Source organism: Pseudoalteromonas prydzensis, from assembly GCF_011050055.1.
GTDB lineage: Bacteria > Pseudomonadota > Gammaproteobacteria > Enterobacterales > Alteromonadaceae > Pseudoalteromonas > Pseudoalteromonas prydzensis_A.
In genome coordinates, this window is record NZ_DRGM01000062.1 from 1 (window position 1) to 4,552 (window position 4,552).

Annotated in this window: 5 protein-coding genes; 4 read left to right on the forward strand and 1 reads right to left on the reverse strand. The window is 40.7% G+C overall.

Going from position 1 to position 4,552, the window contains the following annotated elements; all coding sequences use genetic code 11:
• A partial coding sequence (locus ENH88_RS05695) for a heavy metal response regulator transcription factor (protein ID WP_304180557.1) occupies positions 1-621 on the reverse strand: 621 nt, incomplete at its 3' end.
• 166 nt (positions 622-787) lie between these two features.
• Here ENH88_RS05695 and ENH88_RS05700 point away from each other — a divergent pair.
• From ENH88_RS05700 to ENH88_RS05715, 4 genes are all read left to right on the forward strand, one after another.
• Positions 788-2,602 carry a copper resistance system multicopper oxidase gene (locus tag ENH88_RS05700; RefSeq protein WP_304180559.1) on the forward strand — a complete coding sequence of 605 codons (1,815 nt, stop codon included), beginning with the start codon at positions 788-790 and terminating at the stop codon, positions 2,600-2,602.
• Positions 2,599-3,462 (forward strand): copper resistance protein B, encoded by an 864-nt coding sequence (locus ENH88_RS05705; protein WP_024606961.1) that lies wholly within the window; start codon positions 2,599-2,601, stop codon positions 3,460-3,462. The genes ENH88_RS05700 and ENH88_RS05705 overlap by 4 nt, the downstream gene beginning before the upstream one ends.
• A 22-nt stretch (positions 3,463-3,484) precedes the next feature.
• The gene (locus tag ENH88_RS05710) at positions 3,485-3,892 is read left to right on the forward strand and encodes a copper resistance CopC family protein (RefSeq protein ID WP_024589684.1); all 408 of its coding nucleotides are present in this window, start codon (positions 3,485-3,487) and stop codon (positions 3,890-3,892) included.
• 11 nt (positions 3,893-3,903) lie between these two features.
• Positions 3,904-4,552: copper-binding protein (locus ENH88_RS05715; protein ID WP_414704807.1), on the forward strand; the 649-nt coding region annotated here is incomplete at its 3' end.

A 4,552-nucleotide genomic window follows, 5' to 3' on the forward strand; every position in this document is an offset into this window, starting at 1 on the left:
AGTAAAGTCATCATCAACTTTTGCTCTTAGCCTACGAATGGCAACATCAATCACATTGGTGTCGCTATCAAAATTCATATCCCATACTTGAGAAGCAATTAACGAACGTGGCAGTACTTCACCTTCGCGCCGTAACAATAGTTCAAGTAAGCTAAACTCTTTATTACTCAATAAAATACGCTTGCCTGCACGTTGTATTTTTCGCTTTGGAATATCCATTTCTAAATCAGCAACTATCAGTATATCGTCAACTGTTTGTACTACACCACGGCGAATAAGAGTGCGTACTCTTGCTAAAACTTCAGCAAAAGCAAAAGGCTTTATTAAATAGTCATCAGCACCAAGTTCGAGCCCCTTTACTCTATCGTCTATGCTATCGCGAGCAGATAAAAATAGTACTGGGGTTTTGTTATCTGCTTCACGTAGCGACTGTAAAATTTTCCAACCGGATACGTCAGGTAACATGACATCAAGTATTATTACATCAAATAAGTCGGTCATTGCTAGGTGATGACCGTCAAGTCCATTGCGCGCCAAAGAAACCTGAAAACCAGCTTCACTTAGTCCCTGTTTTAAATAATCTCCTGTCTTTGATTCATCTTCAACAACTAATAAGCGCATACAATTCCTTCATTAAAGTCCTAACAACTACCTCTGCAAATATTATGCAGTATCTGTCACTACAGCAACATGACACCAACATTACAACTTTGTAATGTTCGCGTCATGTTTAAGACAGGTCTATTTTCTATACTCAATACATATTCTGGTATGAAGGAGTAAGGAAATGGGGTTTAAAAAGTCATCACAACAGGTTAGCACACCACGAAGACGATTTGTTCAAGGCTTAATTGCAGGAGGTGTACTTGCTGCTTTTCCGAGTGTATTACATGCTGCATCATCTTTAGTAGCAGGAACAATAACAGGCACTGTACCCGAACTTAGCGGCGAAGTAATTGATCTGGTTATAGATGAATCGCCGGTTAACTTTACTGGCGTAGTACGTATGGCGACAACTATCAATGGATCTATACCCGCTCCTACCTTGCGCCTCAAAGAAGGCGATGACGTTACTATTAGAGTAACAAATAAGTTATCAGTACCGAGTTCAATTCATTGGCATGGCATTATTTTACCGTATCAAATGGATGGCGTACCAGGTATCAGCTTTAAAGGCATTATGCCGGGCGAAACCTTTGTTTATAAATTTAAACTGCAACAAAGCGGTACATATTGGTATCACTCACATAGTGGCTTTCAAGAAATGACAGGCATGTACGGTGCATTAATTATTGAACCGCGAGAAAACGATATTATTAGTGCAGATAACGAGCATGTTATTCAATTATCTGATTGGACTGATGATGACCCAATGGCGCTGTTCCGTAAATTAAAAGTACAGAGTGATGTATTTAATTTCAATCAACCCACTGTCCCAGAGTTTTTCGATGACGTTTCAAGCAGCAGTATTTCAAATGCTCTACAGCGCCGAAAAATGTGGAATCAGATGCGAATGAATCCTACAGATTTAGCTGATTTATCTGCATCAGCAATGACTTTTTTAATGAACGGTAGTACTCCAATGGCAAACTGGCGTGGATTATTTAAAGTCGGTGAAAAGCTTAGGTTAAGGTTTATTAATGGCTCTAGTAATAGCTTTTTTGACGTGCGTATCCCCGAGCTAAAACTGACGGTTGTACAAGCAGATGGGCAAAACGTTGAACCAGTGACAGTTGATGAATTTAGATTCGGCCCTGGTGAAACCTATGACGTGATTGTTGAGCCAAAAAATGATGCGTATACGATTTTTGCTCAAAGCATGGACCGCTCAGGTTACGCAAAAGGAACTTTATCAACGGCACCTAATATTGATGCGCCAATACCTGCTCTGGATCCTGTTGAGTGGTTAACGATGACCGATATGATGGGCAATATGACCCACGGCGGTGAGCATTCTGCAATGGCTGGTATGTCAGGCATGAACTCTAAAAAAATGGATCATAGCGCAATGGGCCACGGTGCAATGGCGATGGATCATAGCAAACATGGTATGTCTGAAAACCCATTGGCGGTTGCCAGCTCTAAAGTGCGTCATGCAAAAACGGAGTATGGAGCCTCAGTTGATATGCGCGTTGATATGCCTAGAACAAATCTTGATGATCCCGGTATTGGTTTACGTAAAAATGGTCGCCGTGTTTTAACACTTGCAGATTTACACTCACTTGAAGGGATCACTAACCAGCAAGAGCCAGAAGCTGAAATTGAGCTGCATTTAACCGGCAACATGGAGCGTTATAGCTGGTCATTTGATGGCTTAGAATTTGGTAAAAGCACGCCAGTGCATATGAAGCATAACCAACGTTTAAGAGTTATTTTACAAAACGATACCATGATGACACACCCTATGCATTTGCATGGTATGTGGAGTGATTTAGAAAACGAGCAAGGTGATGTGCAAGTGCGACGTCATACGATACCTGTTCAACCCGCACAAAGAATCAGCTTCTTAACCACCCCTCACGATGTAGGGCGCTGGGCTTGGCATTGTCATTTATTATTCCATATGGATGCCGGCATGTTTAGAGAGGTAGTCGTATCATGAAACAATTAAAACTATCTAAATCATTAGGTTTATTAATGTTAACTGGGGCTTCATTAATTAGCTTCCCTTTATTAGCGCAAAGTGAAATGGCACAAAAGAGTAGCGCTAAGATGCAACCACAAGGGGGAGATGCACCTAAAGATGCAAGAGACCCTCATGCTTACTCTGCGGGAACAACTTTAACAGAAGGCCCATATGTGCTTGAGGGCAATGAGCGATTAACACTCGCTGATGAGCATCCATTTTACGCATTACTAGGCGATCGTCTTGAATATAACGAGCAAGCAAATGCAGGTGTATTTGACTTACAAGCATGGTACGGCACTACCTTTGATCGATTGGTAGTTAAAACTGAGGGGGATTTCAGCGAAGGAAGCCTTGAGGAAAACCAAACCGATATTTTATGGGGTCACGCCGTATCAGCATATTGGGATACTCAAGCAGGTGTTCGTCTTGATTACAATAAAGAAGGTGAAAATCGGCAATGGTTGGCTTTTGGCTTACAAGGTTTAGCCCCTTACTGGTTTGAACTTGATATGACAGCGTACGTAGGTGAGCGAGGCAGTACCGCATTTACGTTAGAGGCAGAGTACGAACTACTACTCACGCAAAAGTTAATTATACAACCGCGAGCCGAAATTACACTTTATGGCAAAAACGATAAACAAAACGAACTTGGAAGTGGCCTATCAAGCAGCGCGATTGGTTTTAGGGTTCGTTATGAGTTTACACGCCAGTTTGCGCCCTATATTGGCGTTGAATGGAGCAATAAATTTGGCAGTACCGCCGACTATGCCACATCAAGTGGACAAAGTAGCAATAACACCGCATTTGTTGCGGGTATTAAATTTTGGTTTTAATCATTTTAAATAAGAGGTAATTATGAAGTTATTTAATTCTGCAGTAGTTATTTTAGGTTTAGTGCTTACATTTTCCGCATCAGCGCATATATCACTCAAGCAATCAACACCTACGCAAGAAGCCATGTTAATGCAAAGCCCAGAGCAACTTTCGTTAACTTTTGGTGGTGAAGTAAGGCTAGCAAAAGTCATCATCAAAGATGAAAAAAATAAATCAATAAACTTTGATTTCAAACCTAGCTCCACCCCAAGCACAGACTTTAATTGGTCGCTGCCGAGTTTAGCACATGGTACCTACACGGTTAAATGGACAGTACTTGGGGGGGATGGACATAAAATGTCAGATTCGTTTTCTTTTATGGTACATCAAAGTGAGTCAAGTAATATGATGCAAGAACAATCTAATGCCCACAGCAAACACAATCATTAAGTAGCAGCATGATACAAGTAAGTGAATGGTCAGTACTTTTACTATTATTAAAGCTAGCAAGCTATAGTGCTTTGGCCGCACTTGCTGGTACTTTTTTAATTCGTTTTATTATCGCCAGTAATTTATCTGGTCATCACTTTATAAGTTTCTCTCAGTATTTAAAGCGCTGGCAAATTCAATGTGTGGCATTGGGTTTTATTGCTGTCATTTTACAAGTACCAATTGAAGCTGGTGCAATTGCAGAATCTGGTGTAGCGGGAATGCTAGACCCTTTTATGCAAGAGATTGTTTGGCAATCAGTTATAGGAGAACAAGCTCTTTTCAGAGGCGCAGCGCTTTTTGTGGCTATGATTGTTGCACTTAATTGGCGCATTAACATAAAGCACCGTTTTGCAGTGGTTATAAATAATACAGTTATGTTGGTTTTGCTTATATCTATTGCATATAGCTTCACTTTCACAGGTCACAGTGCAAATGAAAATGGGTTAGTAAAAAGCATTTTAACTTTTCACCTTCTTGCAATAGCAAGTTGGGTGGGGTCACTGTGGCCACTATATAAAAGCTGTACCATATTATCTGTTCATGAAGTTAAGAAGGTAATGCACCTGTTTGGGCACTTAGCCATCATCGTTGTATTTGTGCTGCTTATTTCAGGTTTAG